Raw genomic sequence first — 24,306 nt, forward strand, 5'->3', positions numbered from 1 at the left:
GTGAGACGCACCCGCACGGCACGACGCGATCACCGTGCCCTGCGCCCTCACGACGCCGCGGTCACGGTGCGCCGCACCCCGCTCCCGTCCGTGAGAGCAGGAGCGCGTCCGAGTGCGTGAGACGCACCCGCACGGCACGACGCGATCACCGTGCCCTGCGCCCTCACGACGCCGCGGTCACGGTGCGCCGCACCCCGCTCCCGTCCGTGAGGGCAGGAGCGCGTCCGAGTACGAGTTCTCATGCTCGGGTGATCCACTGGCGTTGCACAGGCCCGTCGGGGCGAATGACCGCAGACGGCTCGCGCCGCCCCCCTCGGCCGGGCAGGATGCTGCCCGTAGCCCTTCGTCCGTCCTGGGAGGCCCGGATGACCGGAAGCACGGCATCGCCCTTCACCGCCGACGACTACCGGGCCCGCATGGAGCGCGCCGCGCGGACGGCCGCCGAAGCCGGTCTCGCGGGCCTGCTGGTCGCCCCGGGGCCCGACCTGGTGTGGCTCACCGGCTACACACCCCCCGCGGTCACCGAGCGGCTCACCCTGCTGGTCCTCGCCGCCGGGCAGGACCCCGTCCTCGTCGTGCCCGCCCTGGAGGCCCCGGACGCGCACCGGGCGGCCGGCGCGGCCGCCCTGACCCTGCGCGACTGGACCGACGGCAAGGACCCCTACGCCGCCACCGCCGCCCTCCTCGACTCCTCCGGCCGGTTCGGCGTCAGTGACAACGCCTGGGCGCTGCACCTGCTGGCCCTCCAGCGGGCCGTGCCCGGCAGCTCCTACGTCTCGCTCACCGAGGCGCTGCCGATGCTGCGCGCCGTCAAGGACGCGGCCGAGCTGGACCTCATGGCGGCCGCGGGAGCCGCCGCCGACGCGACGTTCGAGGAGATCCGGAACCTCCCCTTCGCCGGACGCCGGGAAGCCGAGGTCGCCGCCGACCTCGACCGGCTGCTGCGTCGGCACGGTCACGAGCAGGTCGACTTCACCATCGTCGCCTCGGGGCCGAACGGCGCCGACCCGCACCACGAGGCCGGTGAGCGTGTCATCGCCCGCGGCGACATGGTCGTCCTCGACTTCGGAGGCCTGCGCGACGGCTACGGATCCGACACCTCCCGCACGGTCCACGTGGGCGAACCCACCGACGAGGAGCGCCGCGTGCACGACCTCGTCCGCGAGGCCCAGGAGGCAGGCTTCCGCGCGGTGCGGCCCGGGGCGGCCTGCCAGGACGTGGACCGCGCCGCCCGCCGGGTCATCGCCGACGCCGGTTACGGCGAGTACTTCATCCACCGCACCGGACACGGCATCGGCGTCACCACCCACGAGCCGCCGTACATGATCGAGGGCGAGGAACGGCCCCTCGTGCCCGGCATGTGCTTCTCCGTGGAACCCGGCATCTATCTGCCCGGCCGCTTCGGGGTCCGCATCGAGGACATCGTGACCGTCACCGAGGACGGCGGGCGGCGCCTGAACACCACCCCGCGCGAGCTGGTCATAGTGGAGTGAGGCCCCGATGTCCCCAGCACGCCTCCCGAACGGCAACGGCGCGACCATGACCCAGGCACCCACTCCCACCGCGGACGTCGTCCGACGGCTGGTCCAGTCCCTCCTCGACGACGCCAAGGAAGGCAAGAACGCCAAGAGCGGCAGAGGCGGCACGGGGAACCTGCGGGGCGGGGGCGGCCCCGACGTCCGGCCCGCCACCCCGGACGCCGAGCCCGTCACCTGGTGGGTCGGCACCCGCCACGTCCTGCGCCTCGCCCCCGACCGGGAGGCCACCGTGCGCCAGCGCCGCGAACTGCGCCTGCGCGACCTCGTCCGCCCGCACGTCCCGGTGACGGTGCCGGTCAGCGTCGCGCACGGCGAGTGGGCACCCGGGCTGAGCTTCACGCTGGACACCAAGGTGCCCGGCGGCTCGGGCGAGGATCACGACGTCTCCGCCGTCGGCGAGGCCGACCTCGCCGGGCTCCTCACGGGGCTGCGCGAGGTGCCGGTACGGCAGGCCGAGACGCTCGGGGCCCCGCGTGAGGCGCCGCGCTCCCTGGAGGCGCTGCGCCGCGCCGCCGTACGCGCCGCCGAACGCCTCGGCAGGGCCGACGAGTTCGACCCCGCGCGCCTGCACCAGCTGACCCCGCCCGCCGCGTCCCAGCTCGCCGCCCAGCCCGGCTCGGCGGTCCTCACCCACCACGCCCTCACGGGCGGCCACCTCGTGGTCAGCGCCGACGGCAGGGTGCGCGGTGTGCTGGGCTGGGCGGGGACGGTCGTCGGCGACCCGGCCGAGGACATCGCCGGTCTCGCGCTCGCCGTCGGCTCACCCGCCGCCGTACGCGCCGCCACCCTCGCCGGCTATGGCGCCCGCCCCTGCCTGCGCGGTCTGTGGCTCGCCCGCTGCGACACCGTCGTCCACCTCGCCGAGGACCTCGCCGGCCAGGACGCCACCCTGCTGCGGACGCGGCTGCGCCGCGCCTGGGAGCCGATCCTGCTGGAACGGGTGACGGACCTGGGGGACGCGGACGACGCGTAACCGGGGCCGCCCCGGGAGCGAGGGGGCGCGTGCCACGGGGCGCCGGTCGGTACCGCGCTCCGCCACGGCTACGTGCCGCCATGGGGACGAGGGGGCGCGTGCCGCCGAGGGGGTCGGTGGGCGCCGCGCTCCGTGGCACGGGTAGGTGCCGCCCCGGGGGGGCGAGGGAGCGTGTGCCGCGACAGACCCGTCGGCGCCGCACTCCGTCGCACGGGTACGTGCCGCCCCGGCGGCGAGGGCGTGTGTGCCGCGGGGGCCCCTCGGGGCGGTACGTCCTCGCACGGGTACGTGCCGCCCCGATCACGAAGCGGGCCAGTGCCGGGGCGGGCCCGTCCGCGCCGCGCACGCGGGCGGCTGTTCTCCGCCCGTCCAGCGCGCCTTCGCCGCGTTCTTCGGGCCCGTCCGAGCACCATGACCGGCCCACGACGGCGACGGGACGCGAAACCCCGCCGCCCCCGGGCCTCAGTCCTGCATGAGCACCACGGCCGACTCACCGGGAAGCCGTACCACGCCGTCCTCCCCGGGCTTGTCCACCGGCTCCCACGCGGCCAGCACCCGCGCGTGCGGCACGCCGAGCGGCAGGGCGGCCGGCTCGGCGGCCAGGTTCACCGCGACCAGGACGTCGCCGCGCCGGAAGGCGAGCCAGCGGCGCTCCTCGTCGTAGGCCACCTTGGTGTCGGCGAGGTCCGGGTCGGTCAGATCCGGCTGCTCGTGACGCAGGGCGAGGAGCTTTCGGTACCAGGCCAGCACGCGCGCGTGCGGCTCGCGTTCCGGCTCGGACCAGTCGAGGCAGGAGCGGTCCCGGGTCGCCGGGTCCTGCGGGTCGGGCACGTCCTCCTCCCTCCAGCCGTGCGCGGCGAACTCCCGCCGCCTGCCCCGGCGTACGGCGTCCGCGAGCTCCGGGTCGGTGTGGTCGGTGAAGAACTGCCAGGGTGTGCCCGCCGCCCACTCCTCGCCCATGAAGAGCATCGGTGTGAAGGGCGCCGTCAGGATCAGCGTGGCCGCGCACGCCAGCAGCCCGGGGGAGACGAGGGCCGAAAGCCGGTCGCCCTGGGCACGGTTGCCGACCTGGTCGTGGGTCTGGCCGTAGCCGAGCAGCCGGTGCCCGGCCACCCGCGTGCGGTCCAGCGGACGCCCGTGGTGCCGTTCCCGGAAGCTGGAGTACGACCCGTCGTGGAAGTAGCCGCCGGTCAGGGTCTTGGCGAGGCCGCCGAGCCCCGCGTGCGCGAAGTCGGCGTAGTAGCCCTGCGACTCGCCGGTCAGCGTGGTGTGCAGGGCGTGGTGGAAGTCGTCGTTCCACTGGGCGTGCAGCCCGAGGCCGCCCTCGGCGCGGGAGGTGATGAGCCGCGGGTCGTTCAGGTCCGACTCGGCGACCAGGAACAGCGGCCGGTCCGTCTCCGCGGCCAGGGCGTCCACGGCCTCCGACAGCTCCTCCAGGAAGTGGTGCGCGCGTGTGTCCACCAGCGCGTGCACCGCGTCCAGCCGCAGCCCGTCGATCCGGTAGTCGCGCAGCCACGCCAGCGCGCTGCCGATCAGATACGCGCGCACCTCGTCCGAGCCGGGCGCGTCCAGGTTGACCGCGGCGCCCCAGGGGGTGTGGTGGGTGTCCGTGAGGTACGGGCCGAAGACGGGCAGGTAGTTGCCGGACGGCCCGAAGTGGTTGTGCACCACGTCGAGCACCACGCCCAGGCCGAGTTCGTGGGCCCGGTCGACGAAGCGTTTCAGCGCCTCGGGCCCGCCGTACGGCTCGTGCACCGCCCACAGCGACACCCCCTCGTAGCCCCAGCCGTGCGTGCCCGGGAAGGGGCACAGCGGCATCAGCTGCACATGCGTGACGCCCAGTTCGGCGAGATGGCCGAGCCGCCCGGCGGCCGCGTCCAGGGTGCCCTCGGGGGTGTACGTCCCCACGTGCAGCTCGTAGAGCACCGCGCCGGGCAGCGGCCGCCCCCGCCACCGCGCGCGCCACGTGTACCGCTCGTGGTCGACGACCGCGCTCAGCCCGTCCGGGCCGTCCGGCTGCCGCCGCGACCGCGGATCGGGCAGCACGGGCCCGTCGTCGAGCGCGAATCCGTACCGGGACCCCTCGCGCGCCTCGGCCTCACCCCGCCACCACCCCGCCCGTTCCGGATCACGTTCCAACGCGTGTGTGACGTCGTCGCACCGGAGCGTCACCCGGCTGGCCAATGGTGCCCACACCTCGAACTGCACGGACGGTTCCCCTTCGTCTGCTCACCGTGATGTAGCCCGTCCATGGTGCGCCAAAAGAGATCAGTCCGCTGGAGCATCCACCCATTTGCGGCGGGTCCCACCGGGTACGCGCGCGGGGCGGACGATTTCCCGTTTTCTGGACAGCCCGCCCGTGCTGCCCGACAATCACCAGCGTGACGTCGTCCTTCGAGTTCAACACGTCCCCCGCGCGGCTCTCCGACGCGGAGCGCGACCGGGTGCTCAAGGTGCTCCGCGACGGCGTCGCCGTGGGCCGCCTCTCCCACGACACGTTCGTCCGCCGCATGGAGCTGGCGCTGGCCGCCCGCCGCCCCGACGAACTCGCCGTGCTCACCGCCGATCTGCGCGCCGAGGGCCGTCTGTCACGCGTGGTGTTCGGCACCGTCGAGGCGGTCTCCGGGTTCTCGCAGCGGCTGCGCGGGGCCTGGCGGGCCGAGCGGCTGCCCAAACTGCAGCTGCCCCACCCGTCGCACGCTCATCCGCTGCGCATAGGGCGCGACCCCGCCAGCGGACTGCGCCTCAACCACGAGACCGTCTCGCGCGTCCACGCCGAACTCCGTCACCAGGGCGGCCTGTGGGTGCTTCGGGACCTCGGCTCCACCAACGGCACGACGGTCAACGGCAGGCGCGTCGTCGGCGCGGCCGTCGTCCGCGCGGGCGACCAGGTGGGCTTCGGCCGGATGACGTTCCGGCTGTCGGCCGGCTGACCGGAAACGCCGGTCACACCTCACCCCTGGCCTGGCCCTTGCCGATGGCCGGTCCGGTGACCTTGGCCGAAAACCCGTTGCGGTCCACGGTGTTGACGCGCCCCCGAAGTCGTGACTGACTGTGTGTACGCCATCTACACCTGGTGAACCGACGGCACGCATCGGGGAGGTGTGCCCTGCCGCCCCTGCCGCGCTACCCGACCGTCGACGAACTGGGCACCCGGGCCGCCGCCCTCGTCGTCCGCCACCCCCGTGAAGCCCGGCTGCGCCGGATCGGCACCTCCCGCGCGGGCACTCCCATGTGGCTGCTCTCCGTGGGGCACGGCAGCCGTCAGGCCCTGGTCGTCGCCGGCCCCCACGCCAACGAACCGGTGGGCGGCGCCACCGTGCTGCGCCTGGCCGAGCGGGCCCTGGCCGACCCGCGGCTCACCGAGGGCGCGGACGCCACCTGGAACCTGCTGCTGTGCCTCGACCCGGACGGCTCGCGCCGCAACGAGGGCTGGCTGCCCGGCCCCTACACCCTCGGCCACTACGTCCGGAACTTCTTCCGGCCCGGCTTCCTCGAGCAGCCCGAGTGGCTGCCCGACGGCGCGGCCGGCGCAGCCCTGCCCGAGACCCGAGCCCTGCTCGGCCTCCAGGACGAGCTGCGCCCGTTCCTGCAGTGCTCCCTGCACGGCGTCGACGTCGGCGGGGGCTTCGTCGAGCTCACCCACGACCTGCCGGGCCTCGACCGGCGCCTCGCCCACATCGCCGCCCGGCTCGGCGTCCCCCGCGAACTCGGCGCGTACGACGCCCTGTACTGGCCCGGCCTCGGACCCGCCGTCTACCGGATCCCGCCGCCGCGCCGGGCCGATCTGGTCGCGGCCATGACCGAGGCCGCCGTCGAGTCCACGTGGTACCACCCCTGCCGGCACGGCACCGTCACCGCGGTCGTCGAGGCGCCCATGTGGGGCGTGACGGCCGTGGCGGACGGCTCACCACCCGCCGACCGGGACGCCGTGCTCCGGGCCGTCAGCCGCACCCTGCGCCACGACGCGGGCCTCCTGCGGCACCTGCTGACCCTGATCCGGCCGCACCTCGCCACGGTGCCCGACGCCGCCCGCCTGCTCGCCCCGGTCGACGACTACCTCCTGGTCTGTCCCGGCCTCGCCGACGCCTGGGATCCCGACACCGGCGACAGCCCGGAGCATCCCCTCCCGCCCCTGAGCACCGCCCACCTGGTCGCTCTGCGCATCTCCGGGCGGCGGCTCGCGCTGCGCACGGCGGGACTGCTGCACCAGCTCGTCCGGGCCGCCGGCCGCGACCCGGCCGGGGTGCTGCCGGACCTGGACCGGCTGATCGACCGGTGGTGCGCCGACTACCGCGACGGCTGCGGGGCGCGCTGGATCCCGGTCGCCCGCCAGGCGGAGTACCAGGCCCGCGTGGTGATCGCCGCGTTCGAACTCGCCGGCCGGCACGCGGACGCGTACCCGGGGCCGGGCGAGCCGGTGCGGATGCGGCGCGACTGAGTACGCGCGCGCGTACGCGGGGCCGGGCGAGCCGGTGCGGATGCAGCGCGACTGAGCCGCGCGTCCGGTGGCCGTCGTGCCGTCCACCGGCCCTGGTTCCACCGGCCCTGGTTCCACCGGCCCTGTTTTCAGCGGTCGGCCCACCCGCAGGCTGCGGCGGTGCCCTCCTGCCCCCCTGTGGGCCCTACCACGCCCTCTCACGGGCGTGCAGCGCCGCCGCGACGACCGTGCGGGACTGGTGCTCCACCTGGTGCTCCAAAGGCACCCAGCGGGCCCGGAAACGCTCCGCGAAGGCGTCGCTCCACGTCGACACGAGTTCTTCGAGCTGCTTCGCCGCCCGGTCGTCGGTCCCGCGCAGCACCCGCAGCAGCATGGCCGCAGCCCGCAGCGGCACCCGACGCGCGAACGCGTCCACACTGCCGACGTACGCCCGCGTGAGATCGGCGGGCGGGGTGTGCAGCAGGTCGGAGGCCAGCCCCGGCACCAGCTCCAGCCCCCAGCGGGCGGCCCGCAGCAACGGACCGTCCAGATCCGCCAGTCGTGGCAGCGCCTGGTCGAGCACGCGCGTCACCTCCAGCGCGTCACGCTGCAGCCGGCGGGCCAGCCGCCCGATCGCCGCCGCCGGAGCCGGATGCGGAGCCGGGTCGTCCACCAGGTCGCTCGCCCACATCGGCACCTCCACCACCGCGGTCAGCCCGCCGTAGCGATGGGCGTGGAACCAGGTGCTGTGCCGCGCGTCGTCCGGCAGGCTCGGGTACGCCGGCCCGATCCCCGGCGCCGGCATCACATGCACGCCCGGCCCGGACGCGGGCCAGCCGGCCGCGTCCGAGGCACCGGTCTCCACCGGGATGTGCAGCTCGGCCGCCGACTTCGCGAAGGGCTCGGCCAGCCCGGGCACGTCCCTCGTCAGCTGCACCCAGCTGCCGCCCAGGTCCGTGCCGTGCAGGGTGACCTGGAGGTAGGGGCGCAGCTCGTCGATGACGCCCGTCAGGGCCCGGGTCTCGGGCGGCAGCCGGTCCGGCGGCAGCACCGAGGGCGCCCACTCGGGCTGCTCCGGGCCGGCGGGCCGGAAGAACCCCAGGTGGTAGTCGAAGAGACTGCGCGGCGCCGGCGTCACGTGCAGGCTCGCCCCGTCGGGGTCCGCGCACAGCAGGAAGTGCCAGGAGACGCCGTCACGCAACTCCCGCTGCTCCAGGACCCGCCGGGCGAGGTCGAGCTGAGTGCAGGAGCCGGTCGGCTCGTTGGCGTGGGCGCCCGCGACCACCAGCACGGCACGGCGGGCGCGGCCCACGGACAGCAGGTGCAGGGGCCTGCCCGCGCGTGAGGCACCCACCTGCCGCAGGGTGCACACGCCGGGTCGCTGAGCGGTCAACGCCCGGGCAGCTGTGACCTGTTCGGTCACCGTCGGGTAGCGCAGCTCCGGCAGGACACTCACCCCCGTCACATCCGCCCGAGTTCGCCATCGCAGTACCCCACGGCCATGGTGCGGTGTCAAGGGCGCGACCGGGGAGCCCCCCGGGGGCGCCCGGAAGCACGGCCCGCCGTTCACTGCTGGTGCAGCCCCCGTCCCGCCAAGGTGAGGAACACCTCGCCGACGGCCTCGGACAGGGTCGGGTGCGGGTGGACGTGCCGGGCCACGTCGGACGGCTCGGCGTCCCAGCCGACGACCAGCTGGCTCTCGGCGATCATCTCCGACACGTGCGGACCCACCAGGTGCACGCCCAGCACCCGCCCGCCGGCCGCACGGACGACCTTCACCGTCCCGCCCTGCCCGTGCACCATCCCCTTCGCCACGGCCGTCAGCGGCATGGAGACGGTCTCCACCTCGTACCCCCGCGCGCGTGCCTCGGCCTCGCTCAGGCCCACGGCCGCCGTCTGCGGCGACGAGTACGTGACCCGGGGCACGGCCGCGTAGTCGACGGGCGGGGAGGGGACGCCCGCCAGCGTCTCGGCCACCAGCAGGCCCTCCGCGAACGACGCGTGGGCCAGTCCGAGCGACGGCGGCGGCAGCAGGTCGCCCACCACGTGGACACCGGGCACAGCCGTCTCCAGCCGGTCCCAGTCGGCCGGTACGACGAACCCGCGCGCGTCCGTGGCGAGCCCGGCGGCGGCCACGTCCAGGCCGTCGGTGACCGGGACCCGCCCGACCGCCACCAGCAGCCGCTCGGCCTCCACCGTGACGGTCTCGCCGCGGGCGCCGCGCACGCGGGCGCGCACCCCGTTACCGAGCACCTCCGCGTCCAGCAGCCGGGCGCCCGCCCGCACGTCGACGCCGCGCTTCTTGAGACCCCGGGTCAGATGACGGCTCACGTCCGCGTCCTCCAGCGGCACGATCCTGTCGGCCGCCTCCACCAGCGTGACCTCGGCGCCCAGGGAGCGGTGGAACGAGGCGTACTCCACGCCGATCGCGCCACCTCCGAGCACCAGCACGGACGCCGGGAGCCCGGGGGCGAAGAGGGCGTCGTCGCTCGTCACCACGCGCCGCCCGTCCGGTTCGAGCCCCGGGAGTGTGCGCGGCCGTGAGCCGGTGGCCAGAACCAGCCCACGGCGCGCGGTGAGTTCGCGCACGCCGGGTTCGCCGTGCGGGCCCGTGCGGCCGCCCCGGGTGTCCGTGTCCGTCACGCGTACCGAACGCGCCCCGGTGAGGTGCGCGTGCCCCGCGACCACCCGCACCCCCGCGTGCGCCAGATGCGCCTGGACGCCCCGGTGGTTGCGGGCCACGATGTCGTCGCGGGTGGCCACCAGGGCGGACCAGTCGACCGCCTCCAGGGTCGCCTTCACCCCCCAGCGTTCGCGGGCCTCGGCGATCCCGTCGACGAGTTCGGCGGCGTGCAGCATCGCCTTGCTCGGGACGCAGCCGCGGTGCAGGCACGTCCCGCCGACCTTGTCCCGTTCGACGAGCACGACCTCCAGACCGAGGGCCGCGGCGCGCAGGGCGGTGCTGTAGCCGCCCGTGCCGCCGCCGATGACGATGACGTCCGATGAGTCCATGCCCTCAGCCTCCGCCCGGCCCTTGCCATGCGTCCAAGGCAATGTTCTTGTGGGTTCGATGCAGGGTGTTTATGGGGGAGGGGCCGTGAGCCTGCGCCAGATGGAGTACTTCCTGACGGTCGTCGAGGAGGCGTCCTTCACCCGCGCGGCGGAGCTGCTGCACGTCTCGCAGCCCGCGCTCTCCCACCAGATCAAGGCCCTGGAACGGACCGTGGGCGGGGCCCTGTTGGAGCGTCTGCCGCGGGGCGTGCGCCTGACGGCCATGGGGCGGGCGTTCCGGCCGCACGCCGAGCTCGCGGTGCGCAGCGCCGAACAGGCCCGCCGCGCGGCCCGCGCCGCGGCCGGTGCCGAGGGCGGTGAACTCCACATCGCCGCCGTCCACTCCGTCGCGGTCGGCGTCCTCCCGGACGTCTTCGCCCGCTGGCGCGCCGCCCACCCCCGCGTGCTGCTGCACCTCCACGAGTACGCCACCTCCGCGGCGCTGGAGGAGCAGATCGCGCGCGGCACGGTCGATCTCGCCGTCGGCCCGGCCCCCGCCGCCCCGCCGGGCCCCGTCGTGCCGGTCGGCGAGGAGGAGATCGTGCTCGTGGTGCCCTTCGACGACCGCTTCGCGGGCCGGACGACGGTGACCCTGCCGGAGCTGGCCGACCGCCCCTGGATCCGCTGCGCCATGGAGCCGGTCGTCCACGGGGAGCGCTTCCTCGACTGGGCGTGCGGGCGCGCGGGCTTCACCCCGCGCACCGCCGTGTTCACCGAGCACACCTCGACGGCGGTGCGGATGGCCGCCGCCGGTGTCGGCGTCTGCGCCGCCCCCGCCCACCTGGTCCGCGACGCGGTCGGCGCGGGCTGCGTCGTCCTCACCCCCGACCCGGCCTGGCGGCGCACCCTCACGGTCTTCTCGCGCCTGCCGCCGACCGGCGCGGCGGAGCGGTTCGTCGACCTGCTGCGCACGGCCTGGCCGCGCCCGCGGGCCCCGCTGCCCGTCTTCGAGGACTGCCCCGAGAGCGGCCCCGCGGTCGCCTGACCTCAGTCACCCACCCGTTCCAGCAACGCCACCGGCAGCTCGGCGAACAGCTCCGCCACGCGCGCGTGCCCCGAGAACGCGCGCTCCGGCCGCAGCACGTCCGCCCAGCGGCCCGGCGGCAGCGGCAGCCGCGTGTCCCGCCAGCCGCCCGCCTCCGCCAGCCGCAGGGACAGCCGGGTCACGGCCGTCAGCACCGCACCGGAGCGGACGAAGGCCAGGCAGTGCGCCGCCGCCGGTCCCTCAGCCGGCAGCGGCATGTACGTCGCCGTGTCGCCGAAGGAGCCGGGCCGCCGGGCCCGCAGCCCGAGCGCCGCCCGCGTCAGCGCCGTCTTCTCCCCGGAGGTGCCGCCCGACTCACCGGGCGGGAAGTCCACCGCCCGCCGGTTGTCCGGGTCCACCAGCGCCCGGTACTCCGCCTCCGTGCCCTGGTAGACGTCCGGGACGCCCGGCATCGTCAGCTGCACCAGGGCCGTGCCCAGCACATTGGCCCGGATGTGCGGCGCCAGCGACGCGCGGAACTCGGCGATCCGCTCACCCGGCGCCCCGCACGGCCCGGCCGCCACGAACGCCTCCACCGCCTCCTCGTACGGCGGCTCCTGCTCGGTCCAGCTCGTATACAGGCCCGCCTCCCGCACGTGCTTCAGCAGCGCCCCCCGCACCCGCTCCAGCGCCTCCGGGGCCGGTCCCAGCCCGAACACCGTCTGCCAGGCCGCCCACGCCAGTTGCGCGTCCGGCGCACCCTCCCCGGTGCGGGTCACCTCCGTGAGCACGTCCGCCCAGCGGTCCGGGCACTCGGTGAGCACGTGCAGCGCCGCCCGGACGTCCGCGCTGCGCTTGGTGTCGTGGGTCGTCGCGACCGTGCCGGTGACCGGCCAGTCGCGCTGCACGCGCGCGCAGTACGCGTGGAACTCCTCCGGCGACAGGGCCGGAGCGCCCGGGTTCCCGCCCACCTCGGTCGCCGACAGCAGCGGCACGTACCGGTAGAACGCGGTGTCCTCCACGGACTTGGCCCGCAGCGCCGACGAGGTCTGCGCGAACCGCGTCCGGAACTCCACCTGCGCGGGTTCGTCGCCGTAGCGCCCGAGCACCAGGTCCCGCACCACGTCCACCGCCCCGGCCTCCTCGGGGACGGCGAAGGCGTGCCGGGCCTCGGCGGCGGCCTCCTCGGTGACCACGGACGCGGCGTCCACGGACTCGTAGGGCCGGTAGACCTCCATGCGGACCAGGAGCTCCTGGAGGGCGGTGCGCAGGGCCCAGGGGGCGCGGTCGCGCAGGGCCGGCTCCGGGGAGGTCGCGCACAGCCGGCTGACCACCCGGACGAGCCGGTCGGTCTCGGTCGCCAGCTCGTGGGTGAGGACCTTGTACGCCGCCCTGCGCACCGTCGCCTCCCACTGCCCGCCCCGGTCCGTCTGCGGGGCCGCGAAGCGCCGGTACCGCCCCAGCAGGTCCCCGAACCCGGCCGGGTCCGTGAACACCCCGTCCACGTGCCGCAGGGCGTCGTAGCCGGTGGTCCCCGCGACGGGCCAGGACGCCGGCAGGCGCTCGCCGTCGGCGAGGATCTTCTCCACGACCGTCCAGCGGCCCCCGGTCGCCTCGTGCAGCCGCCGCAGGTAGCCGTCGGGGTCGGCGAGTCCGTCGGGGTGGTCGACGCGCAGCCCGTCGATCACGCCCTCGTGCAGCAGCCCGAGGATCTTGTCGTGGGTGGCCTCGAACACCTCCGGGTCCTCCACCCGCACCCCGATGAGCTCCGAGATGCTGAAGAACCGCCGGTAGTTGAGCTCGGTCCGCGCCAGCCGCCACCACACCGGGCGGTACCACTGCGCGTCCAGCAGATGCGGCAGCGGCAGGTCCTCGGTGCCCTCCCGCAGCGGCAGGACGTGGTCGTAGTAGCGCAGCACGTCGCCGTCGACGCGCAGCTCGTCGAGCACCTCGGCCAGCGGCCCGCCGAGGACGGGCAGCAGCACCTGGCCGTCCTGCGCCTCCCAGTCGATGTCGAACCACCGCGCGTACGGCGACTTCGGGCCCTCCCGCAGCACCTCCCACAGGGCGCGGTTGTGCCGGGGGGCCATGGCCATGTGGTTCGGGACGATGTCCACCACGAGTCCGAGACCGTGCTCGCGCGCGGTGCGCGCCAGCGCCCGCAGCCCCTCCTCGCCGCCCAGCTCCGCGCGCACGCGCGCGTGGTCGACGACGTCGTAGCCGTGCGTCGAGCCCGGCACCGCCTCCAGCACGGGGGACAGGTGCAGGTGCGAGACGCCGAGCGAGGCCAGGTACGGCACGACGGCCGCGGCTGCTCCGAACGGGAACTCGGGCTGCAGCTGCAGCCGGTACGTGGCCGTGGGCACCACCGGGTCAAGACGCTCAGGTGTCATGGAAACGTACGTACCCGCCCTGCCGCCGTTCGTGTCATCCCCCGCGGCAGGTGCGCCGCGCGTCGCCCGGACGGGTGGTCTCCGGACGACGCGCGCGGGCGGTCAGACGGGCCGCTGGAGCACCGTCATGCTCCGGTCCGCCAGGGTCAGCCGGTCCCCGGCCTGCACCTTCGGGCCGGTGTCGGAGGGCACCCCGTCGGGGAGGGCGGTGTCGACCACGACCTCCCACTGCCGCCCGTGGTTGACCGGGACGACGAACTCCAGCGGCTTCGGCGAGGCGTTGAACATCAACAGGAACGAGTCGTCGGTGATGCGCTCCCCGCGCGCGCCCGGCTCGGAGATCGCGTTGCCGTTGAGGAACACCGTCAGCGCCGACGCCTGCGCCGAGTCCCAGTCCCGCTGGGTCATCTCCCGGCCGTCCGGGGTGAACCAGGCGATGTCGGACAGGTCGTCGTGCGTGCCCTCCACGGGCCGTCCGTGGAAGAAGCGCCGGCGGCGGAAGACGGGGTGGTCGCGGCGCAGCCACACCATCGCGCGGGTGAAGTCCAGCAGCCCGGTGCTCACACCGTCCTGCCCGCCCTGCCCGCCCTGCCCGTCCTGCTCGGCCCCCTCGCCCTCGGAGTCGTCCGGCCAGGCGACCCAGGAGATCTCGTTGTCCTGGCAGTAGGCGTTGTTGTTGCCGTGCTGGGTGCGGGCGAACTCGTCGCCGTGGCTGATCATGGGCACGCCCTGGGACAGCATCAGCGTCGCGATGAAGTTCCGCATCTGCCGGGCCCGCAGCTTCAGCACCTCGGGGTCGTCGGTCTCGCCCTCGACGCCGCAGTTCCATGACCGGTTGTGGCTCTCGCCGTCCCGGTTGTCCTCGCCGTTGGCCTCGTTGTGCTTGTCGTTGTAGGACACCAGGTCGTGCAGCGGGAAGCCGTCGTGGCAGGTGACGAAGTTGATCGAGGCCAGCGGCCGGCGCCCGTCGTCCTGGTACAGGTCCGAGGAGCCGGTCAGCCGGGAGGCGAACTCCGCGAGCGTGCGCTGCTCGCCCCGCCACAGGTCGCGCACGGTGTCCCGGTACTTGCCGTTCCACTCGGTCCACAGCGGCGGGAAGTTCCCCACCTGGTACCCGCCCTCGCCCACGTCCCACGGCTCGGCGATCAGTTTGACCTGGGAGACCACCGGGTCCTGCTGCACCAGGTCGAAGAACGACGACAGCCGGTCCACCTCGTGGAACTGCCGGGCCAGCGTCGCCGCCAGGTCGAAGCGGAACCCGTCGACGTGCATGTCCGTGACCCAGTACCGCAGCGAGTCCATGATCAGCTGGAGCACGTGCGGCGAGCGCATGAGCAGGGAGTTCCCGGTCCCTGTCGTGTCCATGTAGTAGCGGGGGTCGTCCGTCAGCCGGTAGTAGCGCGGGTTGTCCAGGCCCTTGAAGGACAGGGTCGGGCCCAGGTGGTTGCCCTCGGCGGTGTGGTTGTAGACCACGTCGAGGATCACCTCGATCCCCGCCTCGTGCAGCGCCTTCACCGCGGACTTGAACTCCAGCACCTGCTGACCCCGGTCGCCCCAGGACGCGTAGGCGTTGTGCGGGGCGAAGAAACCGATCGTGTTGTAGCCCCAGTAATTGTTCAGGCCCATGTCGACCAGCCGGTGATCGTTCACGAACTGGTGCACGGGCATCAGCTCCAGGGCCGTGACCCCGAGCTCCGTGAGGTGCTCGATGATCGCCGGGTGCGCGAGGGCCGCGTACGTGCCGCGCAGCTCCTCCGGGAGGCCCGGGTGCCGCATGGTGAGGCCCTTGACGTGGGCCTCGTAGATCACCGTGTGGTGGTACTCGGTGCGCGGGCGGCGGTCGTCACCCCAGTCGAAGTAGGGGTTGACCACGACCGACGTCATGGTGTGCGGCGCCGAGTCGAGATCGTTGCGCCGGTCGGGATCGTCGAAGTGGTAGCCGTAGACCTCCTCGCCCCAGCGGATCGAACCGCTGATCGCACGTGCGTACGGATCGAGCAACAGCTTCGCGGAGTTGCACCGCAGCCCGTGCTCCGGTGCGTACGGCCCGTGCACCCGGAACCCGTACCGCTGCCCGGGCATGATGCCGGGCACGTACGCGTGCCGGACGAACGCGTCGCTCTCGCGGAGCTCGATCGCCGTCTCCGAGCCGTCGTCGTGCAGCAGACACAGCTCTACTCGGTCCGCGGCCTCCGTGAAGACCGCGAAGTTGGTACCGGCGCCGTCGTACGTGGCACCGAGTGGATACGCCTCGCCAGGCCAGACCTGCATGTCTACGACTCTTTCAGGTGTGCGGCGCCGGTGGGGACGCCTTGGTCCCGAGTCTCCCCGAAAGTGAGGGAACCTCCCATGACTTATCTCCCTCTTACCGAGTGACCAGTGCATACGCGGTATGCCAAAACTTTTGGGGCAGACACATACTCCCGGGGCTTGGGGGAGTAGGGGGAAGACGTGCGCAACATAGTGCACCGCCACCTGGGCAAGATGGTCGCCGGTACGGCCATCGCGGTGGCCGGGACCGCCGTCATGGTGGCGGTGACCCTGCCCGGCACGGCGGGAGCGGACGACAGCGGGACTCCGGCGGGGCGGACCGCCGCGCAGGAGGCCGGCGCCGCGGGGGCGGGCGCGGGCGGCCGGGCCGTGGCACCGGGCGTCGTCGAGGCGGCCCCCGCCGAGGGGCAGAAGGGCGAGGGCAGCGATCCGCTGACCGACGACGAGCTGGAGCGGGCCGGGAAGATCGCCCTCAGCCGGCAGCTGTTCCGCGGCAGCGAGAGCGTCGACGGGGAACGCGGCCCGCAGCGCCTCGGCATCGACCTGGCCGAACCCGAGTCCGACGACGGGGCCGCCGGGACGCACGCGCCCCGGCGCGCCGACGTGACGTTCTACGACTACCGGGACGACACCCTCGTCACCCGGACCGTCGATCTCGGCACCGGCAAGGTGGTGCACACCGACACCCGGCACGGCGTCCAGCCGCCGCTGAGCCGCGCCGAGAAGGCCGAGGCGGCCGGCCTCCTGATCGCCGACCCGCTCGGCGCGGGCCTCAAGGCCGACTACCGGGACGCCACCGGCAAGGCGCTCACCTCGCCCGACCAGCTCCAGCTCAGCGGAGCCGTCTACCGTGCCGCGCCGGGCGCCCAGCCCGCCGTGCTCGACCGGTGCGGAGAGCACCGCTGCGTCCGGCTGTTCCCGAAGATCAAGAACGGGCCGTGGGTCGACGCCAGGTCGCTGGTGATCGACCTGAGCGCCCGCGAGGTCGCCCGGCTCGGCCGCTGAGCCGCCCGCCTCACCCGCCGTCCACGTCCCTCCTCCTCGTCCGGGAGTCATCTCGTCATGCGTGTGAACAGCAACACCAGGGCCCGCACCCGGGCGGCCGTGGGCCTGACCGTGGCCGCGCTGGCCGCGGGCGTCACGGCCGGGGCGGGACCCGCCACCGCCCGGCCGCAGGCCGCCCCCGCCCCGGCCGCCGACTGCAGCGCCGCCTACCGCATCGAGCAGAAGCTGTCCTCCGGCACCACCTGGCGGATGTGCTGGCGCTACGACGGCAAGGCCGGCCTCGTGCTGGACGACATCGCGTACCGGCCCAAGGGCGAGCCCAAGCCGATCAAGGTCCTCAACAGCGCCCGACTCGGCCAGATCCACGTCCCCTACGACGACGGCAACGTCGAGTACGACGACCTCACCGGCTTCGACTTCGCCCAGGGCCTGATGAACCTGGCGCCCGGCGAGTGCCCCGGTGGCACCATCAAGACGGTCAAGGTCCCCGACTCCTGGAACGAGGACCCGAACGTCAAGGGCCTGTGCACCACCACCCGCTCCCGCGGCCACGCCTACCGCATGCAGGGCGACACCGCGCACAAGGTCTACCAGGCCGAGGGCAAGGACCTGCTCGTCTACACCGTGAACCAGGTCGGCTGGTACGAGTACATGACCGAGTGGCGCTTCCAGGACGACGGCACGATCACCATGAACGTCGGCGCGACCGGCAGTCTGTCCTGGGACGACTACGACGCCGGCGACGGCCGGGGCTGGCCCATCGGCAAGGGCGCCGGCGCCAAGGCCACCAGCCACAGCCACAACGTCTTCTGGCGACTCGACTTCGCCCTGGACGGCTCCACCAGGAACAAGGTCGAGCAGTACGACTCCACCGTTGCCGCGCCCACCCGCGGTCAGCGCGCGCCCACGGTCAGGACGACCCGCACCAAGGTCACCAAGGAGCTGGCCGGAGACAGCAAGAGCTACCGGTGGTGGCGCATGGTCAGCGCCACCGGCAAGAACAAGGACGGACACGCGCGCTCCTACGAGATCGTCCCCGGACCCACCACCAGGTACCCGGGACGGGGCTACACCAAGCACGACGTGTACGTCACGCAGTACAACAGGTGCGAACTCTTCGCCAGCAACAACCCGGGGGGCTGCGGTGCGGGCGCCGGGAAGTCCGTCGACACGTGGGTGAACGGGCAGACCCTGACCCACCCGGTCCTCTGGACGAACATCGGCTTCCATCACATCGCCCGGGACGAGGACCAGCAGCCCATGCCCGTCCACTGGCAGGGATTCTCCATCGTCCCGCGCGACGTCACGGCCATGAATCCGCTCACTCCGGCCGAGCTCGGATGGCAGAACGGGCACTGGCGGCCCAGGGGTTGAGAATCAGCCTGCCCATCCGGCTGCACCGCCGACCGCTCCCGGAGTACCCTTCCTTGATCGTTGACAAGGGCAGTGTGCGGGGGAGCGGAAGGCGGTGCGCGGGTGGGCTCGGGAGGGCTGGAGCTGCCCCCTGGTGACGAGGGTCACGAGGGGAACTCCACAGACGTCCCGACCGGAGCCGTGTCCCTGGCGCGGCCGATGGACGCGACGGGCTCGATCGGCCCGGAACTGGACTGGAACGCCGACGCCTGGCGTGAGGTGCGCACCCGCGCCCAGCGGGCCGGCCGCGCCTACATCTGGCTGAACCTCGTCGAGCAGCGGCTGCGCGCGGTCGTCGCCGCGGTGCTGCGGCCCGTGTACGAGCCCGTGCACGGCGAGGACTGGGTGGTGGCCGCCGCCGGGCCGGCCGGTCAGGAGTGGGTGCAGCGCGCGGTGGCGGTCCGCGAGGTCAGCCGCCGCAAGGGCTATCTGCTCGACCCGGCCGACGACAACGTCCTCTCCTTCCTCACCCTGCCGCAGCTGCGCGAGCTGATGGTGCAGCACTGGCCCTGCTTCGAGCCGTACTTCGACGACCGCCGGGACGTCGAACTCGCCCTGGACGAGCTGGAGGTCACCCGCAACGTCGTCTCCCGCAACCGGGCCCTGTCCGAGGCCGTGCTGAACCAGGCCGAGCGGGCCTCCGCCCGGCTGCTGGAGATGCTCGGCGCGGGCGGTGACGTGCCCTCGGCGCGACGGCTGCCGATCGACGCGGTCGAGGACCTGGTCGGTGACCGGTACGCCGACGTCGTCGCCGTCCATCCGGACCGGGTACGGCTGATGCGGCAGTTCCCGGCCGAGGACATCTTCGGCGGCGCACGCCGTCTCGACGCGATCGGCATCGGCCTCAACCTGCTCGTGCAGAACTTCTCCGGCCGGCGCCTGGTGCGGCTGGCCGAATCCGGCTGCCGGGTCAGGCTGCTGTTCCTCAACCCGGCCTCCAGCGCGGTCAAGCGCCGCGAGCGCGAACTGGGCATCAAACGCGGCGAACTCAGCCGGGCCGTCGAGATGAACATCCTGCACATGCGCCGGGTGCGGGCCCGGCTGCGCGACCCCGGCGCCTTCGAGATCCAGGTCTTCGACGAGACGCCCCGCTTCACGGCGTACCTGGTGGACGGCGACGGCGCGGACGGCATCGCGGTCGTCCAGAACTATCTGCGCCGCACCCGGGGCATGGAGGCACCGGTGTTCGTGCTGCGCAACGGCAGCAAGGTGGTGAAGTCGGGCGAGGCGGACGAAAGCGGCCTCTTCCCCACCTATCGCGAAGAGTTCGAGGTGATGTGGGCGGATTCGCGGCCGGTGTCCTGAACCGCGCCCCGGTGGACGGTGGTTCTCCGGTCCGCGGCCGGGGGGGAGCGGAACGCGATCCTCTGATTGTCAGTGGTGCGTGCGAAGGTGGGGACCACTGGGGGAACGAACCACAAGAAGGGGGACCGCCCATGGGCTGGCACCGGGAGCTGCTGGTCGGCTTCGACCTGGAGACGACGGGTACGGATCCGCGCGAGGCGCGCATCGTCACGGGGGCCGTGATCGAGGTCAGGGGCGGAGAGCCGATGGGGCGCCGCGCGTGGCTGGCCGACCCGGGAGTGCCGATCCCCGAGGACGCGGTGGCGGTGCACGGCATCAGCAACGAGCGGGCGGCGGCCGAGGGCAGACCGGCCGACCAGGTGGCGGACGCCCTGGCGGACGTCCTCACCTCCTACTGGACGTCGGGCGTACCGGTCGTCGCCTACAACGCCACGTTCGATCTCACCCTGCTCGCCGCGGAGTTGCGGCGCCACGGGCTGCCGTCCCTGCGGGACCGTCTGGGCGGCGTGGACCCGGCACCCGTGATCGACCCGTACACCATCGACCGCCAGGTCGACCGCTACCGCCGCGGCAAACGCAACCTGGAAGCGGTCTGCGCCGAGTACGGCGTCGTCCTCGACACCGCGCATGACGCCATGGCCGACGCCCTCGCCGCGGCCCGACTGGCCGGTGCAATAGCCGACCGCCACCCCAAGATCGCCATGCTCGGGCCGGCGGCCCTGCACCACCGTCAGATCGAGTGGTACGCGCAGTGGGCGGCGGACTTCCAGAGCTTCCTGCGCGGCAAGGGCGACCCCACCGCCTCGGTCGACGGGACCTGGCCCCTGCGGGAGCCGGCCGGCGAACCGGTCCGGGAGGGCTCGCCTGCCGTCAGAACGGGTACCACCGCACCGTCTCGTCCCCGTCCCTGAGGGACCGCACCCGCCGCTCGAACTCGGCCAGCGCCTTCGGGTTGCCCGGCGCGTGCTGAGCCACCCACGCGCAACTGGCCGTCTCCCGGGCCCCCCGCAGCACACCGCAGCCCTCCCAGCCGCGCACGTCCCAGCCGTAGGCCTCCGTGAACGACGCGTACGCCTCGTCCGGCATCCCGTACCGGTCGTGGGACAGCGCCATCACCACGAGATCGTGCTCCCGCAGATCCGCGGACACCGTCTCCAGATCCACCAGCACGGGCCCGTCGGGTCCGATGTGCACATTGCGCGGCAGCGCGTCCCCGTGGATCGGCCCCGGCGGCAGATGCGGTGTGAGCGCGGCGGCCCGGGCGGCGAACCCGTCCCGCCGCCGGCGCAGATACGCAGCGTCCGCGGGGTCGATCGCGTCCCCCGCGAGCCGCAGCCACCGCTCCACACCGCCCAGCAGATCGCGGGCCGGGAGCTCGAAGGGAGGAAGCGGCGTGGCGTGCACGACCCGCAGCAGTTCGGCCAGATCCCGCGGCTCGGCGGGCCGTACGGCATCCGGCAGCCGGTGCCACACCGTCACCGGATGCCCGTCGACCAGCAGCGCCTCCGGCTCGGCCGCCCGCACCGCCGGCACCCCGGCCCCGGCGAGCCACCGCGCCACCTCCAGTTCGTGGCGCGCCCGGTCGAGGAGTACGGCGTCCCGGCCGACCTTGACGACCAGGTCACCGGCGGCGAACACCGCGTTCTCGCCCAGGGCGAGCAGCCGCGCCTCGTGGACCGCACCGGGCAGCACCCCCGCCGCGTCCAGTACGTCCCGTGCGCGCGCCTCGTCCATCGTCAGCCTCCGTCGTCCACGCCCCGGCCGTCAGGTTCCGGCCATCCACCGGCCAGTGTCGCATCGGCACAGGTCGGACGGTGTACGCGGTGTCTTGACGATGCAGAAGGCCTGCACGAGCATGACCGGGCCGGCGAGCCGTGCAGAGGGGCTGATTCCGTGACATCGGTGACCGAGGCCGCACCCCCCACGCCGCCCTCGCCGCCGGGGCGGGCCCGACGCGGACCCGGCCCCGACCGGCCCGGGCCGGCCGTCGACCACGGTGCCTGGTTCCTGGTGCTGCCCGCCCTGATCCCCATCCTCGTCCTCAGCGTCGGGCCGCTGCTGTACGGCATCCTGCTGGCCTTCACCGACGCCCAGTCGGGCCGCACCGAGCCCACACAGTGGATCGGCGCCCTCAACTTCCAAGACCTGCTGCACGACACGCTGTTCTGGGAGTCGTTCCGGGTCGGACTGGTGTGGGCGGTGGGCGTGACCGTGCCGCAGTTCCTGCTCGCGCTGGGCCTCGCGCTGCTGCTCGACCAGGACCTGCGGCTGCGCTGGCCGGCCCGCGCCCTCGCGATCGTCCCCTGGGCGATGCCCGAGGTCGTCGTCGGCGTGATGTGGCGGCTCGTCTACCACCCCGACGCCGGCATCCTCAACGAGACCCTGCGCGACCTCGGCCTGGGCGAGGGCCGGGACTGGCTCAGCGGACTGGCGACCGCGCTGCCCGCGGTGATCGTGGTCGGCGTCTGGGCGGGCATGCCGCAGACGACGGTCGCGCTGCTCGCCGGACTGCAGAACACCCCGCGCGAACTGCACGAGGCGGCGGCGGTCGACGGCGCCGGCGCCTGGCGCCGCTTCCGCACGGTCACCTGGCCCTCCCTCAGGCCCATCGCCCTCGCCGTCACCGCCCTGAACCTCATCTGGAACCTCAACTCCTTCGCCCTGGTCTACGTGCTGACCAGCGGCGGCCCCGGCGGCCGGACCCGGCTGCCGATGCTCTTCGCCTACGAAGAGGCCTTCCGGTACGGGCAGTTCGGCTACGCGGCGGCGATGGGATGCGTGATGGTGGCCGTGATCTCGATCGCCCTGGCCGTCTTCCTCGCCGGCCGCCTCAGGGGAGGTGACGACGCGTGAGGACCCGCACACCGGCCCGCGTCGGCCAGTACACCGCGCTGCTCGCCTACCTCGTCTTCCTCGCCTTCCCGTTCCTCTGGCTGCTCTCCACCGCGTTCAAGCCGCCGCGCGAGCTCGGCAGCCTGCACCCGTCGTGGATCCCCGAGGACCCCACCCTCGCCAACTTCCGGCAGGCCTTCGACGAACAGCCGCTGCTGCACGCCGCCGTCAACTCGCTGGTCACCGCGCTCGCGGCGGCGGTCGTCGCCGTGCTGATCGCGACGCCGATGGCCTACGTCCTCGCCCGGCGCCGCGCCCGGCTCGCGAAGGCGGTGACGGGCTGGGTCGTCGTCAGCCAGGCGTTCCCCTTCGTCCTGCTGATCATCCCGCTCTTCCTCGTCCTGAAGAACCTCCGCCTGATCGACTCCGTGCCGGGACTGGTGCTGGTGTACGTGGTGTGGGCGCTGCCCTTCGCGCTGTGGATGCTCGCCGGCTACGTACGGGCCGTGCCGGCCGAACTGGAGGAGGCCGCGGCGGTCGACGGGGCGGGCCGGGTGCGCACGCTGGTGTCGGTGACCGCGCCGCTGCTCGCGCCGGGCATCGTGGCGACCGGACTGTTCGCGTTCATCACCGCGTGGAACGAGTTCTTCTTCGCGCTCGTGCTCCTCAAGACCCCGGAGAAACAGACCCTTCCGGTGGTCCTCACGCACTTCATCGGCGCCGAGGGCGTGGCCGACCTGGGTCCGCTCGCGGCGGCCGCGTTCCTCGCGACCCTGCCCTCCCTGATCGTCTTCGCGCTCATCCAGCGGCGGATCACCGGCGGCATGCTCACCGGGGCGGTGAAGAGCTGATGCGCACCCGTCTGCTGGCCCTGGTCCTGCTGTTGCTGCTCGGCGGCTGCTCCGCCGGCGGCACCCGCGACGACGGCCGGATCACCCTGCGCTTCCAGTCCCTGGCCTGGCAGGAGGAGTCCGTCGAGGTCAACAAGCAGCTGGTGAGGGAGTGGAACGCCACCCATCCCGACGTCCGGGTCGAGTACGTCCAGGGCTCCTGGGACAGCGTCCACGACCAGCTCCTCACCGCGTTCGAGGGCGGCGAGGCACCCGACATCGTCCACGACGCCTCCGACGACCTGGCGGACTTCGCCCACGGCGGCTACCTGGCCGACCTCACCGGGCTGCTGTCCGCGCGACTCAGGTCCGACATCCCGCGGCGCGGCTGGGAGACGACCACCTTCGGGGACGGCGTCTACGGCGTCCCGTTCCTCCAGGAACCCCGCGTGCTGATCGCCAACGCCACGTGGCTGCGACGGTCCGGGGTGCGGATACCGACTCCCGAAGAGCCGTGGAGCTGGACCGAGTTCCGCAGCGTCACCGAACGGCTCAGCGGCCCGGGCAGGTTCGGTGTCGCCTGGCCCCTGAAGGAACCCGTCTCCGCCACGCTCAACCTCTCCCTGTCGGCGGGCGGACAGCTCTTCCACCGCGGTGGGGACGGCAAGGTGACGGTCCGGTTCGGGGCGGCGGACGAAGTGGTGCCGCGCACCGTCCACGCCCAGGCGAACACCGACGGCAGCGCCTCGCCGACGACCCTGGGCAGCGGTGGCTCCGACACCCTGCCCGGCTTCTTCGCGGGCCGGTACGCGATGGTCCCGCTCGGATTCTCCTACCGCCAGCAGATCGCGCAGCAGGCCCCGGAAGGCTTCGCATGGCAGGTGCTGCCGGCCCCGGCGGGCGCGGGCGGGCTCACCCAGGGCGTCAGCCCGCAGACCCTCTCGATCGCCGAGGACTGCCCGTACAAGAAGGAAGCCGCGCGGTTCCTCGACTTCTTCCTCAGGCCGCCGAACATGGTCCGGCTCGCCCTCGGCGACTGGATGCTGCCCACCGGCCGGCAGGCCCTGAAGGACCCGGCCCTGCACCGGAGGAAGGACGGCTGGGACATCGGCACGGCCCTCGCCGGGCACCTGCGACCGGCACCGGCCCAGTCCGTACGCGGCTACCCGGAGTGGAAGGACAAGGTCGCCACGCCCGCCTTCCAGGAGTACTACAGCGGGGCGATCGGCCTCGGAGAACTGCGCCGACGTCTGGAGGAGGACGGCAATCTCGTGCTGGCGCGCTACCAGCGCTGACCCCCTGGCCCGACAA

General features: G+C 73.6%; 18 protein-coding genes. 12 read left to right on the forward strand and 6 right to left on the reverse strand.

All coding sequences use genetic code 11. The features are described from left to right. The first annotated feature begins 365 nt into the window (after positions 1 to 365). Together ACFV20_RS31360 and ACFV20_RS31365 are read left to right on the forward strand one after the other, a co-directional pair. On the forward strand, positions 366 to 1,493 hold the full coding sequence (locus tag ACFV20_RS31360; protein WP_385662826.1) for an aminopeptidase P family protein: 1,128 nt from the start codon (positions 366 to 368) through the stop codon (positions 1,491 to 1,493). 46 nt (positions 1,494 to 1,539) lie between these two features. Then, a complete protein-coding gene (locus ACFV20_RS31365; RefSeq protein WP_385662943.1) occupies positions 1,540 to 2,511 on the forward strand; it encodes an aminoglycoside phosphotransferase family protein in 972 nt (323 codons plus the stop codon). A gap of 462 nt (positions 2,512 to 2,973) precedes the next feature. On the opposite strand, the gene treZ is transcribed toward ACFV20_RS31365, so the two are convergent. Next, positions 2,974 to 4,719 (reverse strand): malto-oligosyltrehalose trehalohydrolase, encoded by a 1,746-nt coding sequence (treZ, locus tag ACFV20_RS31370; protein WP_385662829.1) that lies wholly within the window; start codon positions 4,717 to 4,719, stop codon positions 2,974 to 2,976. A gap of 173 nt (positions 4,720 to 4,892) precedes the next feature. Here treZ and ACFV20_RS31375 point away from each other — a divergent pair, with 173 nt between their 5' ends. Together ACFV20_RS31375 and ACFV20_RS31380 are read left to right on the forward strand one after the other, a co-directional pair. Continuing rightward, positions 4,893 to 5,444 carry an FHA domain-containing protein gene (locus ACFV20_RS31375; protein ID WP_385662832.1) on the forward strand — a complete coding sequence of 184 codons (552 nt, stop codon included), beginning with the start codon at positions 4,893 to 4,895 and terminating at the stop codon, positions 5,442 to 5,444. Between the two features lie 143 nt (positions 5,445 to 5,587). Then, complete coding sequence (locus ACFV20_RS31380; RefSeq protein ID WP_385662835.1) at positions 5,588 to 6,952, forward strand: M14 family zinc carboxypeptidase; 1,365 nt, start codon at positions 5,588 to 5,590, stop codon at positions 6,950 to 6,952. Between the two features lie 184 nt (positions 6,953 to 7,136). Here the strand turns inward: ACFV20_RS31380 and ACFV20_RS31385 are convergent, their stop codons facing one another. Together ACFV20_RS31385 and lpdA are read right to left on the reverse strand one after the other, a co-directional pair. Continuing rightward, positions 7,137 to 8,387, reverse strand: a complete 1,251-nt coding sequence (locus tag ACFV20_RS31385) for a M14 family zinc carboxypeptidase (RefSeq protein ID WP_385662838.1) — start codon at positions 8,385 to 8,387, stop codon at positions 7,137 to 7,139. Between the two features lie 110 nt (positions 8,388 to 8,497). After that, a complete protein-coding gene (gene lpdA, locus ACFV20_RS31390) occupies positions 8,498 to 9,943 on the reverse strand; it encodes a dihydrolipoyl dehydrogenase (protein WP_385662841.1) in 1,446 nt (481 codons plus the stop codon). A gap of 85 nt (positions 9,944 to 10,028) precedes the next feature. Here lpdA and ACFV20_RS31395 point away from each other — a divergent pair, with 85 nt between their 5' ends. Continuing rightward, positions 10,029 to 10,967, forward strand: a complete 939-nt coding sequence (locus ACFV20_RS31395; RefSeq protein WP_385662843.1) for a LysR substrate-binding domain-containing protein — start codon at positions 10,029 to 10,031, stop codon at positions 10,965 to 10,967. 2 nt (positions 10,968 to 10,969) lie between these two features. Here ACFV20_RS31395 and treY read toward each other — a convergent pair whose 3' ends face one another. After that, the gene (treY, locus tag ACFV20_RS31400) at positions 10,970 to 13,339 is read right to left on the reverse strand and encodes a malto-oligosyltrehalose synthase (RefSeq protein WP_385662845.1); all 2,370 of its coding nucleotides are present in this window, start codon (positions 13,337 to 13,339) and stop codon (positions 10,970 to 10,972) included. A 102-nt stretch (positions 13,340 to 13,441) separates the two neighbouring features. Further along, complete coding sequence (glgX, locus tag ACFV20_RS31405; RefSeq protein WP_385662848.1) at positions 13,442 to 15,610, reverse strand: glycogen debranching protein GlgX; 2,169 nt, start codon at positions 15,608 to 15,610, stop codon at positions 13,442 to 13,444. A gap of 180 nt (positions 15,611 to 15,790) precedes the next feature. On the opposite strand from glgX, the gene ACFV20_RS31410 reads away from it, so the two are divergent. The 4 genes from ACFV20_RS31410 (at position 15,791) to ACFV20_RS31425 (ending at position 20,244) form a co-directional block, all read left to right on the forward strand. Further along, positions 15,791 to 16,615 (forward strand): Tat pathway signal sequence domain protein, encoded by an 825-nt coding sequence (locus tag ACFV20_RS31410; RefSeq protein WP_385662851.1) that lies wholly within the window; start codon positions 15,791 to 15,793, stop codon positions 16,613 to 16,615. A 57-nt stretch (positions 16,616 to 16,672) separates the two neighbouring features. Next, positions 16,673 to 17,989, forward strand: coding sequence for a copper amine oxidase (locus tag ACFV20_RS31415; protein WP_385662854.1), 1,317 nt, complete (start codon positions 16,673 to 16,675; stop codon positions 17,987 to 17,989). Between the two features lie 72 nt (positions 17,990 to 18,061). Next, the gene (locus ACFV20_RS31420; RefSeq protein ID WP_385662946.1) at positions 18,062 to 19,333 is read left to right on the forward strand and encodes an SAV2148 family HEPN domain-containing protein; all 1,272 of its coding nucleotides are present in this window, start codon (positions 18,062 to 18,064) and stop codon (positions 19,331 to 19,333) included. A gap of 131 nt (positions 19,334 to 19,464) precedes the next feature. Next, a complete protein-coding gene (locus tag ACFV20_RS31425; protein ID WP_385662857.1) occupies positions 19,465 to 20,244 on the forward strand; it encodes a 3'-5' exonuclease in 780 nt (259 codons plus the stop codon). Here ACFV20_RS31425 and ACFV20_RS31430 read toward each other — a convergent pair. Beyond that, positions 20,204 to 21,067 (reverse strand): phosphotransferase enzyme family protein, encoded by an 864-nt coding sequence (locus ACFV20_RS31430; protein ID WP_385662859.1) that lies wholly within the window; start codon positions 21,065 to 21,067, stop codon positions 20,204 to 20,206. The genes ACFV20_RS31425 and ACFV20_RS31430 overlap by 41 nt on opposite strands. A 159-nt stretch (positions 21,068 to 21,226) precedes the next feature. On the opposite strand from ACFV20_RS31430, the gene ACFV20_RS31435 reads away from it, so the two are divergent. From ACFV20_RS31435 to ACFV20_RS31445, 3 genes are read left to right on the forward strand one after another with little or no spacing between them, the layout of a single operon-like run. Further along, the gene (locus ACFV20_RS31435; RefSeq protein WP_385662861.1) at positions 21,227 to 22,186 is read left to right on the forward strand and encodes a carbohydrate ABC transporter permease; all 960 of its coding nucleotides are present in this window, start codon (positions 21,227 to 21,229) and stop codon (positions 22,184 to 22,186) included. Then, entirely contained in the window at positions 22,183 to 23,016 is an 834-nt protein-coding gene (locus ACFV20_RS31440; protein ID WP_385662864.1) for a carbohydrate ABC transporter permease, read from the forward strand. Before ACFV20_RS31435 ends, ACFV20_RS31440 begins: the two co-directional genes overlap by 4 nt. Next, positions 23,016 to 24,290: an ABC transporter substrate-binding protein gene (locus ACFV20_RS31445; RefSeq protein ID WP_385662867.1), complete on the forward strand. Its 1,275-nt coding sequence runs from the start codon at positions 23,016 to 23,018 to the stop codon at positions 24,288 to 24,290. The genes ACFV20_RS31440 and ACFV20_RS31445 overlap by 1 nt, the downstream gene beginning before the upstream one ends. The last annotated feature ends 16 nt before the right edge of the window (positions 24,291 to 24,306 follow it).

This window comes from Streptomyces sp. NPDC059696 (genome assembly GCF_042733745.1).
Classification (GTDB): Bacteria; Actinomycetota; Actinomycetes; order Streptomycetales; family Streptomycetaceae; genus Streptomyces.

Coding starts and splice junctions, on each gene's coding strand:
- lpdA (WP_385662841.1), bottom strand. CDS start 9,943: ATGGACTCATCGGACGTCATCGTCATCGGCGGCGGCACGGGCGGCTAC.
- ACFV20_RS31445 (WP_385662867.1), top strand. CDS start 23,016: ATGCGCACCCGTCTGCTGGCCCTGGTCCTGCTGTTGCTGCTCGGCGGC.
- ACFV20_RS31415 (WP_385662854.1), top strand. CDS start 16,673: ATGCGTGTGAACAGCAACACCAGGGCCCGCACCCGGGCGGCCGTGGGC.
- ACFV20_RS31430 (WP_385662859.1), bottom strand. CDS start 21,067: ATGGACGAGGCGCGCGCACGGGACGTACTGGACGCGGCGGGGGTGCTG.
- glgX (WP_385662848.1), bottom strand. CDS start 15,610: ATGCAGGTCTGGCCTGGCGAGGCGTATCCACTCGGTGCCACGTACGAC.
- ACFV20_RS31360 (WP_385662826.1), top strand. CDS start 366: ATGACCGGAAGCACGGCATCGCCCTTCACCGCCGACGACTACCGGGCC.
- ACFV20_RS31365 (WP_385662943.1), top strand. CDS start 1,540: ATGACCCAGGCACCCACTCCCACCGCGGACGTCGTCCGACGGCTGGTC.
- ACFV20_RS31425 (WP_385662857.1), top strand. CDS start 19,465: ATGGGCTGGCACCGGGAGCTGCTGGTCGGCTTCGACCTGGAGACGACG.
- treY (WP_385662845.1), bottom strand. CDS start 13,339: ATGACACCTGAGCGTCTTGACCCGGTGGTGCCCACGGCCACGTACCGG.